The organism is Anoxybacillus flavithermus (genome assembly GCF_002742685.1).
GTDB lineage: Bacteria > Bacillota > Bacilli > Bacillales > Anoxybacillaceae > Anoxybacillus > Anoxybacillus flavithermus_E.
In genome coordinates this window covers 1-12,927 of record NZ_PEDM01000032.1, presented here as the reverse complement: position 1 = coordinate 12,927, position 12,927 = coordinate 1, and the positions used below count along the sequence as shown (strand labels likewise).

Genomic DNA, 12,927 nt, shown 5'->3' with positions numbered 1-12,927 from the left:
TTGTGCGAAAACTTTCGTTTAAGTTAGGGCTATTGTTTTTTGTCTTTGTACTAGGAATCGAAACGGTATTATTTGCGTCGTTGTATGTGACGCTTGTGAACGCGAGAATTCATGAAGAATTTGAGCAGTTGTTGGCAAGAGGGAACAATCATCGGGATGTATTGGAAAAGAGCTACCATCTTTCTACGTTAGAACATGTCGTGATGATGGAGTCGGAAGCGGAAACGGATGTCGTTATTACCGATGCGAACGGGAATATTTTATATTTTTCTGATCACATTTTGCCGTTTGCAAAAAAACTCATTCCGTCTGTCGATGTTCGCCACATTTCTCATAGCGGGATGGTGGTGCAAAACAACTGGAAAAAAGAATCGTATATCGCCACCGCCAGCCCGATTCGGATGAACGGCAAAACAAAAGGATATGTGTATATGTTTCAGCGGACGGCTTCCATTCAAAATATGATTGCCAAATTAAAACATCATTTTCTCGTGGTCGGCATTCTGTCCGTCTTTTTGACGATTATGACGATTTTTTTCTTATCGAGGGTGATTACGATTCCACTTATTCGCATGAAACAAGCGACCGAAAAACTGAGCAAGGGAGATTTTTCTGTCCGCTTGCAGGTAAAAGGGGAAGACGAGCTAGCGCAGCTCGGAAAAGCGATCCAAACCCTTGCGACCGATTTGGAATACTTAAAAAAAGAACGAAATGAATTTTTAGCGAGCATTTCACACGAGTTGCGCACACCGCTTACATATGTGAAAGGATATGCCGACATTGCGCGCAGACCGAATATCGCCGAAGAAGAACGAGCAAAATATTTGTCCATTATTTATGAAGAAGCAGAGCATATGCAAAAGCTAGTGAAAGATTTGTTTGAGCTCGCGAAAATGGATCAACATTCGTTTCAAATACAGAAAGAGCCAACTCCACTGTGCCTTTTTTTGAAAAAAGTATACGAGAAAATGTATCCTGCTTTTCAGACGAAAAATATGTCGCTTGTCTACCGCTGCGAGGAAAACATCACCGTCCATATCGATCAACAGCGGTTTGAGCAAGTGATGATGAATCTTTTGGACAATGCGTTAAAATATTCTCATCAAAGTTCTACCGTTTCCATTGATGTAAGAATGGAGAAAAAGAACGTAATGATCATGATTTCCGACGAAGGAGTCGGCATTCCCGAAAAAGATTTGCCGCATATTTTTGAACGATTTTATAGGGTGGATAAATCAAGATCGAGAACAGGCGGAGGGACGGGGCTCGGCTTGGCGATTGTGAAAGAAATTGTTGAAGCGCACGGCGGTTCGATTTCCGCCACAAGCCAATTCGGAAACGGGACAACTATTCTCATTACGTTACCGAAGGGGGATGGACATGTATACAATATTACTAGTTGATGACGAAAAACGAATGTTGGATTTACTAGAGTTGTATTTGATCCCGAACGGGTACCGTTGTGTGAAATGCGAGTCAGGAGTAGCGGCGATTCGTTATTTAGAAAATAATAAAGCGGACCTTGTTTTGCTAGATGTGATGATGCCAGAGATGGACGGATGGGAAACGTGCAAACAAATACGAGAGTTTTCGAACGTTCCGATCATTATGGTTACCGCACGGGATGCAACGACAGATGTTGTTCAAGGACTAAAAATCGGAGCAGATGATTATATTACAAAACCATTTGACGAATCTGAGCTGCTCGCTCGGATCGAAGCGGTATTGCGCCGTTCGATCGGAAAACAAGCGAAACCGAAGTTTCACGGCCTAGTTTGGGATGAGGCGCAGCATAAAGTCCACTATGCTGGGCACGATATTTTTCTCACGCCAAAAGAGTTTGCCATTTTAGGACTTTTTCTCAAACATCCAAACCGAGTATTTAGCCGCGAGCAACTGATCGTGACATTATGGGGGTATAACGCCAATACAGAAGAACGAACTGTCGATTCGCATGTGAAAAATATTCGCGAAAAGCTCCGCCAGGCTGGTTTTCCAATCGATGAATTTTTGCAGACCGTTTGGGGAGTAGGATATAAATGGAAGAGCAAGTAATTGCTTTATTGCATACGTATCCATCGATCGCTTTTCTCATAAGCATTGCCATCAATATCGTGATCAGTATTTTAGGCGTTGTCCCTAGCGTCTTTCTCACTGCCGCTAACTTGGCGGTATTTGGCTTTTGGAAAGGCACCTTTTTATCGTTTGTAGGGGAAGCGGTTGGGGCGATTGTTTCGTTCATGTTGTATCGAAAAGGATTTCGCAAACTTTCGGAAACGAAATGGTTTTCCTATCCGAAAGTCAGACGTTTGCTTGAGGCAAAAGGGGTAGAAGCCTTTTCACTTGTTTTGTCTTTGCGTCTTCTTCCATTTGTTCCGTCGGGACTTGTGACGTTTGTGGCAGCGATTGGGCATACCTCCTTACTGATCTTTATCATTGCCAGCTCGCTTGGAAAGCTGCCAGCATTGCTGTTAGAGGCATATTCGGTGTATCAAGTGATGAATTGGACATGGCAAGGGAAAGTCATTTTCACGTTCGTTGCGCTAGGGATATTTATAGTTGTTGTACGACGTATGTTTGCACGTTGAGTTTTATACCCACTACCGGTATAATGTATAGTGAAGGTGGTGAAATAAATGTCTCATTGTGAGCCTCATGAACAACGAATGGTTCCACGAACGGAACAGGAAATCGAAAGCATTATTAAGCGCTTGAAGCGCATTGAAGGACAAGTGCGCGGTGTGCAAAAAATGGTCGAAGACAATCGGTATTGCATCGATATTTTAGTGCAAATCTCTGCAATCACGGCCGCGTTAAATAAAGTCGGATTGAATTTGTTAGAACGCCATGTCAGCCATTGTGTGTCGAAAGCGATTCGCGAAGGAAATGGCGAAACGTCCATTCGTGAGCTGATGGATGTTATTAAGCAATTTTCAAAGTAAGGGAGGGAAAATGGATGCGAACGGTGACACTGAAGGTGACCGGTATGACATGTGCTGCCTGTTCTGCTCGCATTGAAAAAGTGTTGAATAAAATGGACGGTGTAGAAGCGACCGTCAATTTAGCGATGGAAAAAGCGACCGTTCAATACGACCCGAATAAATATAGCCTTGCCGATATTGAAGCGAAAATTGAAAAGTTAGGGTATGGCGTGGCGGCTGAAAAAGTGACGCTCGATATTGAAGGCATGACATGTGCAGCATGTGCGACACGGATTGAAAAAGGGTTAAATCGGATGGAAGGGGTGACGAGCGCGACGGTAAACTTGGCGACAAACAGTGCGGTTGTCGAATACAAGGAAGGCGTTACATCTGTCGAAGACATTTTAGAGAAAATCAAAAAGCTTGGGTACAAGGGGCAAATTCGAAACGAAGAACAAGACGATGCTGGCCGGAAAGAAGAGCGGCTTAAACAAAAACAACGGCAACTCGTTATTTCGATCATCTTATCACTGCCTTTGCTTTATACGATGGTTGCCCATATGCCGTTTCATATCGGCTTGCCGATGCCGCATCTGTTGATGAATCCGTGGTTCCAGCTTCTTTTAGCGACACCCGTTCAGTTTTACATCGGCGGTTCTTTCTATGTCGGGGCGTACCGGGCATTACGAAATAAGAGCGCGAACATGGACGTCCTCGTGGCGCTTGGAACATCAGCCGCGTACTTTTACAGCTTGTATGAAGCTTTTCGGGCGCTTGGGAATCCTGAATATATGCCAAGATTATATTTTGAAACGAGCGCCGTCTTGATTACGCTTGTGCTTGTCGGAAAATACTTTGAAGCGCTTGCGAAAGGACGGACAACAGAAGCGATTTCAAAGTTACTTAGCCTGCAGGCAAAAGAAGCTACTGTCATTCGTAATGGGGAAGAAAGAAAAGTTCCGCTCGAGGAAGTGATGATCGGGGATACGATCCTTGTCAAGCCAGGAGAAAAAATCCCGGTAGACGGTACGGTTATTGCCGGAGCATCCTCCGTAGACGAATCGATGATTACCGGTGAATCGATTCCGGTTGATAAGAAGGAAGGCGACTATGTGATCGGAGCAACCATTAATACAAATGGTGTGTTGACCATTCGCGCAGAAAAAGTCGGGAAAGATACAGCACTTGCCAATATTATTAAAATCGTTGAAGAGGCGCAAGGATCGAAAGCACCGATTCAGCGGATGGCGGACACGATCTCTGGCATTTTCGTCCCAATCGTTGTCGGAATTGCCGTGTTAGCATTTATCATTTGGTATTTCTTGGTGGCGCCAAACGATCTACCAAAAGCGCTTGAAGTCGCAATTGCCGTTCTCGTCATTGCGTGTCCGTGTGCGCTCGGTCTTGCCACGCCAACATCGATTATGGTCGGTACAGGCAAAGGGGCAGAACATGGCATTCTCTTTAAAGGGGGTGAGTACCTAGAGGGAACGCATAAAATCAACGCGGTCTTACTCGATAAAACAGGAACAGTGACAAAAGGAAAACCAGAAGTGACAGATGTGTTACAATTCCAAGAAAACATGCTTGACTATGCTGTTTCCGCCGAGAGCGCTTCCGAACATCCGCTAGCGCAAGCAATTGTGGCGTACGGAAAAACAAACGGAATTGTCGCGAAGCCGTTGACACATTTCTCTGCGCTTGTTGGGCATGGAATTGAAGCAACGGTGAACGGGAAACACGTGCTCATCGGCACGCGCAAGTTAATGAACGAACGTGCGGTCGATATTGCCGAACATGAGTCAACAATGATAAAGCTTGAAAGCGAAGGAAAGACGGTCATGCTCGTTGCGATCGATGGACAGCTTGCTGGAATGATCGCTGTTGCCGATACGATCAAGGAAACGTCGAAACAAGCCATTGCGGCATTAAAACAAATGGGCATCGATGTGTATATGGTGACAGGCGATAACAAACGAACAGCCGAAGCGATCGCCAAACAGGTCGGTATCGATCATGTCTATGCAGAGGTGCTTCCGGAAGACAAAGCGAACATCGTGGAGGATTTGCAAAAACAAGGAAAACGAGTCGCGATGGTCGGCGATGGCATTAACGACGCTCCAGCTCTTGCGAAAGCCGATATTGGGATGGCGATTGGCACAGGAGCGGATGTCGCGATCGAAACGGCGGACGTGACGCTTGTTGGCGGCGATTTGCTGCACATTCCAAAAGCGATTGAACTGAGTCGGCAAACGATGCGCAACATTCGGCAAAACTTGTTTTGGGCATTATTTTATAATAGCGTTGGCATTCCAGTGGCTGCGGCTGGTCTATTACAACCATGGATCGCTGGGGCAGCGATGGCATTTAGCTCTGTATCCGTTGTGACAAACGCGCTTCGTTTGAAACGCGTGAAAATATAGATATTTTAAGGGAGGAATGGATGATGACGATTACATTACAAGTACAAGGAATGACATGCGGACATTGCAAAGCGGCGGTGACGAACGCCCTTCAAGCATTGGATGGCGTCAGCCGCGTCGAAGTACATTTGCAAGAAGGTACAGTCGATGTAGATTATGATGAAATAAAAGTAAGCGTAGAAAAACTAAAAGAAGCGATTGAAGAGCAAGGATATGATGTGAAGTAAGGGAGAAAAGGGTATTCCTCTGTCGAAGGGATGCCCTTTTTGTAGTATCGAAAGGTTTTTTCTTTTTATGAAGAATAATGAACCCGAGTTCGACAGTCACTAGGCAAACAAAATGCCTCTCGCCCCTTGATACAAAAGGGATCGGAGGCATTTGGGCACACTTCGGGCGTGTATCTAGGTGCAAGGATGGATGCCTAGGATCTTCGGAGGAAGTTCCAGCCCTAGAGCCGCAAAGAGTTGCGCTTGTTTGGACGTCAGTTCGGTTCGTTGATCAAGGTCTCCGTTTTTGTAAGAAAAATGTCCAAGCAAGAGACGCTCGCCTTCGTCTCTTGCTGTCGGCCACGATTCACGAGTCAGGAGAAAGGAATCGCGGAATGCTTTTGGCCAGACGCTTCAAGACAGCGCGATCCACCTCGTCTTCGCGCCCAAACGAATCAATCACCTTCGCTTTCCCATAGTTGGCCTTTGGATCCCATTCTTATCATTCATCGCGTAAAATCGACAAAAATCGGGGTACGTCTTTAAAGTTTTTGACAGCACCTCTTAAATTTTGTATTTTTTTTGAAAAATAAACTATTTATATTGATTATTTTCCTTTAATTTAAAATAATAGAATTGTAGGTTGTTAATTCTATTTTGTATAAGAAAGGTGGTGAATATGATGAATTTTGTAACTCCTAAAACAGCTAATTCTCAAATTGCTGGATGTTACATTACACCTTTTAAGTCGAGACTACTTACCGTTTGCTGGAACCAATATTTGTTGGCTGTTTAAAATGGCTAAAAGATTAGGGCATGCATTTTTGTATGCCCTAATTTTTGAGGGGGGAATATGTTTATGTTTTTAAAGTTTAAAGCCAATACAAAAGTAATAGAAAATTTCGAAGGTGCTTCAATCATATTGTTCAGAGAAAAAAGCATTTTAAAAAAAGATTGTAATAAATCAGGACTATACGTTTTAAAAATGTGTGATGGCTTGCATACATTTGAGGATATTATTAATCAAATTAATAAAGATTTTAATAAAATAAGTGAAGATCAAGTGGAAGCGACTAGAATGTTTATAAAAGAATATATTGATGCTGGCATAATTGATTTAGTGAATGATCCAGAGGGAGTAGAAATTAATGTTATTGGTCACGAAAATTTAGTGGTACCTGTCAATGTGTCAATGGAAGTGACTAATCGGTGCCAATTAAAATGCCTCCACTGTTTTAATGAATCTGGAAAGAAAAGGAAAGGAGAAATAGAGGTTGATAAATTTATTGAATTAGCCAAGGTATTTGTTGAAATTGGAGTTCACTCTTTCTTTATTACAGGCGGAGAACCGATGCTAAAGAAAAATGTTGAAAACCTTATTTCTTTTCTAGGGAAACATGCTTGTACTGTTACAATTGCCTCCAACGGCTTGTTATTAAGAGAAAGAATATTGAATATTTTAAGCACATTCCCGAATATAGGAGTACAAGTTAGTTTAGACGGACTTGAAAAAAATCACGACTTTATAAGAGGTGTAAAGGGGGCATTCAACAGAACGGTAGATAATATAGGGAGAATGACAGAAAAACGCATACCTGTTTCCATTTCTTTTACGATGAATGATTATAATAAAGATGATTTAGAAGGTTTAATACAATTATGTAGAAACTTGAACTGTTTAGGTGTTAGCATTGGATTAACGTCGAATGCAGGTAGAGCAAAGACAAATGAAATACCTTTGAAAGTAGCTAGAGATTTTATTGATATTTTACAGAATTTCCATCGGAAGTATACGACAGACGATTTTTATGTAGGATTAGATATATGTGAAAAGAAAATTAGTAAAATTATGGATAATATTGCTTATCCTAATAAATGCGGGGCTGGCTATCATGAGATCCATATTATGGCCAACGGTGAAGTAACACCATGCCCAGCCATTTCGAATATAATTCTTGGGGATGTCAAACAGAATGATATTTTTGAAATTTTAGATATTTCTAATTTAAGAAGAATTATGGGAATACCATCTCCGATTCGAAATATTTGTGGAGACTGCCAACATTATGATACATGTGGAAACTGCATCGCTTCTATGTTCGAGGTGAGTGAAAGTGAATGTAAAGTCCAGAGAGAAATCATCAAAATATAAAACTTACACTTTAATTTCTGAATATTCATTAACAAAGATATTCTCAACAGAAAATCAATGGGTTGAGGACTTTCCTTCGACTGTTACTTCTCGGCTAAATTTTATGAATGAATACGATGTGATAATTTTACAACATTCGTTGTCCTCTATTCTATCCTATTTATCTAAGGAAAAGAAGCTGCCACAGAAAATAATTGAAAACGCCAAAAATCTCTTAGAGGATCAATGTTATTTTGATATTCCTGCAATAGAACAAATTTTTAGTAAAATGAAAGAGCTAGAGAAAAAGTATTGTATAGATGTCAGAATTGCAATTGAATTGAAAGAAAAAAGAAAGATAATTTTTAATCACAATGGAGTGATTTATGTAAATAAGGAACGGTACTATATTTTTTCATACAATGTCGTTCACTATAATACCCAACAGATGAGTTTAAGCGACTATATTATTTTAGAATATTTACATTATGATAATTTTTTGGATGTTTTTCAAAGAATTGAAGAAGAAATTCAGTTTATGTTCAAAAAGAAAATAAAACTAATAGATGTTGAATCGTATGATCTCTATTTCCATCCATATGCAACAGGGATATTTTTTCATGAATTTATCGGTCATCTCCTAGAAGCAGATCATTTTTTTACATCGCCACTTGTGTATCAACAAGATTTTAAGTTTAAAGAAAATATAAACATCATTGAAAATTATGGGTTATACCAACGATACGATGATTTAGGGAATATCATATATCCGAATATAGATTTAGTAAAAAAAGGAAAATTAAAAAATCTACTAAACAGTGAAGTCACTAAATATATTTATCGCCAGCAGTCATCAGGAAACGCTATACAAGGAAACAATACTGCAGATATTTATCCAAGGATGCAGCATATGTACATTTGCCCCGGAGAAAAACCAATAGGGGATTCCCTAACTCGGACGATGAAAGGTATTTATGTCAAAAAATTAAACATGGGTGAGGTGAATACACATACCGGCGATTTTACAGTGGAAGTAGAGATGTCCTATTTGATCGAAAATGGAAAGTGTACATCGGAAGTTGAGCCATTTATGATGACTTTTAATATTTTTGAACTGGCCAATCGAGAATTGTTGCTTGGGAATGAGGTGAAAACGTTTTATAATTTATGCGGAAAAAGAGGATCGGTTGTGAAGGTCGCCTATACGGTTCCAGCACTAGGGATTAAAGCATCTGCAAAGGAATGAAAAGTTAAGATTTCTCTTTTGCACTGGATAGATTTGTGGAGTGAAGGAAGTTGATGACGGATGGAGTGTAAAAAAATATATGTACGTAGCGTGTTTAAAGATCACAAAATATCCTCAACTATCATATGTGAAGATCTCGTACAATACGAACAAATATCAAATGATATCAATGAAAAGACGCAAAAGTTTTTTTATATAATCCAAGATATCGTAAAAAGATATGTTAAACATTATGAAATTCATCTATGCTTACATATTAAAACCATTGTTAACCAGATATATTTTTCAATCGAAAATATTATAATGACCATTTTTTTTCAGCGGGAAAACGGTGAATGGGATGTCTTGCAATATGATTGTGGAAAAGAGATATACAGAGAGCAAATAGAAGAATTCGTTTCAACAAATATATTAAATTTTATGGATTACACGAGTGTATTTGACGAATTTGACTATATTATGCTCGAAGAAAAAGACATAATACTTTTATTTAATATTTTTTTGCAATATTTTTATGAAAGAAAAGAAGTCCATATGCTAGATGATGGCGATGTTTTTTGTTTCGTAAGTCAGGATGGTCAGGAAATTTGTTTTTCTAACAAAATAGATCTAAGAAAAACGTATCCTGTTTTATTGGAAAAATTAGTTTATATTGATACGTCTAGGATATTGAAGGGAAATATTCGATACGTAAAAACGAAAAAAATTATTAATTACTCAACAATCTTAAATTTCCATAACGGCGATATACATCTATTGTTAGATTTGAATGACACCCATAAGAACAAGTTCTTGTTTAGATCAAATATTCGTGAATTTTTTAGCAGTTTTTATATTTTGGATCAGAATCAAAAATGGATTTTATTTGAAATAAATAAGTGAGGGTGAACATATGTTACGATTAGAACATATCACTATAAAATACAATGAAAGAGTGATCTTTCACGACTTAAGCTATTCATTTCAAGAAAATAAAATATATGGTCTAATCGGGAGAAACGGAGCGGGAAAGACAACGTTGTTAAAAACGATCGCACGTTTGAAAAAAGAAGAGCATGGAGATATTTTTTGGGGAGATGTTTCCATTAAAAACAAAGATTATTTTGATTTGGATGCTACGTTCATTAGCGATGATCACTCTTTTTTTCAAGATTTGACGATGTACGAACAAATGTTGTTTTTATGTAAAATTAAGGGGCTTCAAAAAACAAAAGCACAAAAGAAAATAGAAGAAATTGTCGACCTGTTTAAGTTGGGAGACTACATTGATTATTTTCCTCATGCGCTTTCGAGGGGGACGCTTCAAAGGTTTGGTATTGCCTTTGGATATTTAAGGGGGAGTAAGTTGCTGTTATTGGATGAACCTTTTATTACCCTTGATCCAATCCAAGTGAATACATTAGAAAAATTATTAATATCTCAAAAAAGCCCGAACAGAATTATTGTTGTTTCTAGCCATGACTTGGATAGTTTAGAAGCCATTTGCGATGAATATTTAATCATTAAAGATAAGAACGTTATTCGTTATCTTCCTAATGAAATTGGACGGTCAACAATTACTCAGATCATTGGTGATAGTTATGAATAGTCATATTGTATATTATTTTATACTCAATCAAATGAGAAAAGGGATGCGGATCGTCAAACAATATCCTTTCTATGTCGTTGGGATGATTGTTGCCATGTTTTTTCTTGTTCCCGCAGCAATCGATTTGAGTCGTGTGTATGGGAATATCGTTAATCACTATGCTCCTTATTTGATTTTTGTTTATGGAGTAGTAAAGTTGTTTCAAAATAACCCGATCATAAATGTTCCGTTCCAAATTTTTCAGTATCGGCTTTTTAATTTTAAAAAATTTAAGCAATATTTGCTCATGAAAATGAGCTTCCCAAGCATCGTTTTTTTGATCGTCTATATGCTATTCATGCAGCAGGCCAGCACATCGTTGATTATAGCTCTATTAGTTAATATTCTTTTTAATTACCTATGTTTTATGCGTTATCAATATGAAATATTGTATGTTCAGTTGCTCATGGTGGGTACAGTTGTGTTAGGTTTCATAGCGATTTATGTAAAGGCGATAATAATTGCAGCTTTGATGTTTATGGCGATGATCATACATTTGTTTTCGTTAAAATCGTTAGATTACTCATTATTGCATCGCTACTATCAAATTATGTCTAAAATGGGAGAGGGACTGTTAAATAAAGATATAAGTAAAATTTTAGAGATTCAACAGTTACTCACAGCAAAAAAAGTGTCATCAAATACAAAGTTATTGCTGAAGTATTATGATCAAGACTATCCATTTTACCTCATGAGGGAAGCTTTAAAAGTCAGGTATTATCAGAAAGATTTTTTTGTTTACATAACAATGTTGTTGCTATTTAGCATGTCAGGAATTTGGCTAGACCATTTTTATTATCAAGTGGGTCACATTTTTTTAGTCATTTTTTTCACAGATCATATGCTGACAAAATTGAACAAATATGAGTTAGAAACAATGAAAAAAAGTCTAGTTTTTCACATAAACTTGAGACAGTATGTGAAAAGAAAATATATATGCCACCTTATTTTCATGTTAGTGCCAATCATTTTAAGTTTTCCGATTTTGATAAAGTTGCCGCTTTCCTTTTTGTTAATTTGGGGATGTTTACCCCTGAAAAATGTGTTATTTAATTATACAGAAAAAAGGTTTTTCAGAGCGATGCTGTATGCTCTGGGGGTTTTACTGTACTCTTTTCCTTATATAGAAATGACATGGTTCCATTAATGCTTGAATTGGATTAAGAGTGAATGTGGGAGGCACAACTCATACGTTTGTATCCCTTCGTCATCGACGCGTTCGCCTTTTGGTGAAGCGATCTGAAACCAGAGGTACGGTCGATGTCGAGTATGATGAAACAAAAGTAAGCGTAGAAAAACTAAAAGAAGCGATTGAAGAGCAAGGTTATGATGTGAAATGACATACGGAAGGTGCCCCGAAGTGATGACGGGGCACTTTTTATCTAGAACGTAGCGGGACATTGTCATCGCCTAAACGAGTTCTCGGCTGGGGAAAGTTTTTTTCTCTTTTTGAAGAATATCGGGAAAGCGGGATGTTATAATGGAAATAACAGGCGCGGAAAAGAAAAAAGGAGGGGATTTATTTGCTATCGCAACAAGACATCCTTAATGAAATGTCGAAATGTTTAGATTTATGGAAGAAAAAGTATGGTGTGAAGCGAATCGGGTTATTTGGCTCGTACAGTCGGGGAGAACAAAGGGAATCGAGTGACATTGATGTGTTGGTAGAATTTATAGATCATGCGATGACATTCGATAATTATATGGAGTTGAAACTGAGTTTGGAAGATCATTTTCAAAAAACAGTGGATTTAGTGATTGTAGATGATATTAAGCCGGCATTAAAGCCAATTATTTTAAGAGGTGCTAAGTATGCAGAGGGATCCTAGCGTCTTTTTGCAAGATATTTTGGTTGCTGCAGAAAAAATTGAGAGGTACACCCAAGGGCTTTCTTATGATGACTTTCTAGATAATGATTTAATATCAGATGCGGTCATTAAAAACATATTAGTAATCGGAGAAGCAGCAAAAAACATTCCAGACGAAATTAGACAGGCATCCCCACATATCGAGTGGAGAAAGATGGCTGGCATGAGGGATATGATGATCCACGGTTATTTCTCCATTAATTACCGAATTGTTTGGGATGTTGTTCGAAATAAGATTCCTGTATTAAAACAGCACGTTGAACGATTGCTAAATGAAAGTTAGATTTCAATTCAAACCATATGCGCTGTTTGGGGATAGCTTGTTATTCAAAAGGTGCTGATCCCAAGACGCATTCGCGTTTTTGGTCAGCACCTTCAGCTTTTTTATTCCCCTTTATTCGTTGTATCATTCGGATCTGGCGTATAGCTTGATTTGTAGTCTTTGTATTTTCCCGAGTTCGACAGTGACTAGGCAAACAAAATGCCTCTAATCCCTTGATACCAA

At 38.7% G+C, this 12,927-nt stretch carries 14 protein-coding genes and 2 pseudogenes; 14 read left to right on the top strand and 2 right to left on the bottom strand.

Going from position 1 to position 12,927, the window contains the following annotated elements; translation table 11 throughout:
* Positions 1-2 precede the first annotated feature (2 nt).
* Genes CS060_RS11730 through copZ form a run of 6 tightly spaced genes read left to right on the top strand, consistent with a single transcriptional unit; the run spans position 3 to position 5,571 of the window.
* Positions 3-1,403: a sensor histidine kinase gene (locus CS060_RS11730; protein WP_099668993.1), complete on the top strand. Its 1,401-nt coding sequence runs from the start codon at positions 3-5 to the stop codon at positions 1,401-1,403.
* Positions 1,381-2,055 (top strand): response regulator transcription factor, encoded by a 675-nt coding sequence (locus tag CS060_RS11725; RefSeq protein ID WP_035046838.1) that lies wholly within the window; start codon positions 1,381-1,383, stop codon positions 2,053-2,055. Before CS060_RS11730 ends, CS060_RS11725 begins: the two co-directional genes overlap by 23 nt.
* Positions 2,040-2,588 carry a TVP38/TMEM64 family protein gene (locus tag CS060_RS11720; RefSeq protein ID WP_035046841.1) on the top strand — a complete coding sequence of 183 codons (549 nt, stop codon included), beginning with the start codon at positions 2,040-2,042 and terminating at the stop codon, positions 2,586-2,588. Before CS060_RS11725 ends, CS060_RS11720 begins: the two co-directional genes overlap by 16 nt.
* Positions 2,589-2,636: 48 nt before the next feature.
* Positions 2,637-2,942, top strand: coding sequence for a metal-sensing transcriptional repressor (locus tag CS060_RS11715; RefSeq protein WP_035046843.1), 306 nt, complete (start codon positions 2,637-2,639; stop codon positions 2,940-2,942).
* A 14-nt stretch (positions 2,943-2,956) separates the two neighbouring features.
* Positions 2,957-5,344, top strand: a complete 2,388-nt coding sequence (locus tag CS060_RS11710) for a heavy metal translocating P-type ATPase (protein ID WP_035046845.1) — start codon at positions 2,957-2,959, stop codon at positions 5,342-5,344.
* 23 nt (positions 5,345-5,367) lie between these two features.
* A complete protein-coding gene (gene copZ, locus CS060_RS11705; protein ID WP_035046847.1) occupies positions 5,368-5,571 on the top strand; it encodes a copper chaperone CopZ in 204 nt (67 codons plus the stop codon).
* Between the two features lie 174 nt (positions 5,572-5,745).
* On the opposite strand, the pseudogene CS060_RS14405 reads toward copZ, so the two are convergent.
* A pseudogene (locus CS060_RS14405) lies at positions 5,746-5,925 on the bottom strand (IS1634 family transposase); the annotation flags it as partial.
* Between the two features lie 484 nt (positions 5,926-6,409).
* On the opposite strand from CS060_RS14405, the gene CS060_RS11695 reads away from it, so the two are divergent.
* The 8 genes and pseudogenes from CS060_RS11695 (at position 6,410) to CS060_RS11660 (ending at position 12,705) form a co-directional block, all read left to right on the top strand.
* Positions 6,410-7,702, top strand: a complete 1,293-nt coding sequence (locus tag CS060_RS11695; RefSeq protein WP_180271084.1) for a radical SAM protein — start codon at positions 6,410-6,412, stop codon at positions 7,700-7,702.
* Positions 7,665-8,927: a metallopeptidase TldD-related protein gene (locus CS060_RS11690; protein WP_099668991.1), complete on the top strand. Its 1,263-nt coding sequence runs from the start codon at positions 7,665-7,667 to the stop codon at positions 8,925-8,927. Before CS060_RS11695 ends, CS060_RS11690 begins: the two co-directional genes overlap by 38 nt.
* Before the next feature lie 60 nt (positions 8,928-8,987).
* Entirely contained in the window at positions 8,988-9,809 is an 822-nt protein-coding gene (locus tag CS060_RS11685; protein WP_099668990.1) for a hypothetical protein, read from the top strand.
* Between the two features lie 10 nt (positions 9,810-9,819).
* Positions 9,820-10,515 carry an ATP-binding cassette domain-containing protein gene (locus tag CS060_RS11680; RefSeq protein WP_035046858.1) on the top strand — a complete coding sequence of 232 codons (696 nt, stop codon included), beginning with the start codon at positions 9,820-9,822 and terminating at the stop codon, positions 10,513-10,515.
* Positions 10,508-11,701 (top strand): hypothetical protein, encoded by a 1,194-nt coding sequence (locus CS060_RS11675; RefSeq protein ID WP_099668989.1) that lies wholly within the window; start codon positions 10,508-10,510, stop codon positions 11,699-11,701. Before CS060_RS11680 ends, CS060_RS11675 begins: the two co-directional genes overlap by 8 nt.
* Positions 11,702-11,804: 103 nt before the next feature.
* Positions 11,805-11,894, top strand: a pseudogene (locus CS060_RS11670) (copper-binding protein); the annotation flags it as partial.
* A gap of 213 nt (positions 11,895-12,107) precedes the next feature.
* Positions 12,108-12,383, top strand: coding sequence for a nucleotidyltransferase family protein (locus tag CS060_RS11665; RefSeq protein WP_052025521.1), 276 nt, complete (start codon positions 12,108-12,110; stop codon positions 12,381-12,383).
* Positions 12,367-12,705, top strand: coding sequence for a HepT-like ribonuclease domain-containing protein (locus tag CS060_RS11660; RefSeq protein ID WP_035046867.1), 339 nt, complete (start codon positions 12,367-12,369; stop codon positions 12,703-12,705). The genes CS060_RS11665 and CS060_RS11660 overlap by 17 nt, the downstream gene beginning before the upstream one ends.
* Positions 12,706-12,745: 40 nt before the next feature.
* Here the strand turns inward: CS060_RS11660 and CS060_RS14215 are convergent.
* On the bottom strand, positions 12,746-12,927 hold a 182-nt coding region (locus CS060_RS14215), incomplete at its 5' end, for a hypothetical protein (protein ID WP_218963486.1).